1 pseudogene is annotated in these 219 nt (G+C 49.3%); it reads right to left on the bottom strand.

Annotation, left to right across the window (positions count from 1 at the left end):
* Nucleotides 1-219: pseudogene (locus FD23_RS10870) on the bottom strand (RNA-guided endonuclease TnpB family protein); the annotation flags it as partial.

Here is a 219-nt window from a genome sequence, read left to right as displayed (position 1 = left end):
ATTTCCCTCAAATGCCCAATTCAAGTCACACTTCATGCTAGAGCCAAGCTTGCCCGACTTCCGTGCCCGGTAGTGGTAGCGGTACGTAATCCGGCGCAGGTAGCTGTGCGCTTGCTTGATTTGCTTATCCGTCAGTTTAGCTTCTATTTCAGTTAAAGCTTCAGTGTATTCTTCTGGCAGCTCAATTGGCTTGTGAAGAAGAACGGCTTGCCATGCGCT

It is taken from the genome of Lactobacillus delbrueckii subsp. delbrueckii DSM 20074 = JCM 1012, assembly GCF_001433875.1.
In the GTDB taxonomy this organism is placed as follows: Bacteria; Bacillota; Bacilli; order Lactobacillales; family Lactobacillaceae; genus Lactobacillus; species Lactobacillus delbrueckii.
Note: the sequence above shows the minus strand (reverse complement) of the source record. Positions and strands in the feature narration are given on the sequence as shown.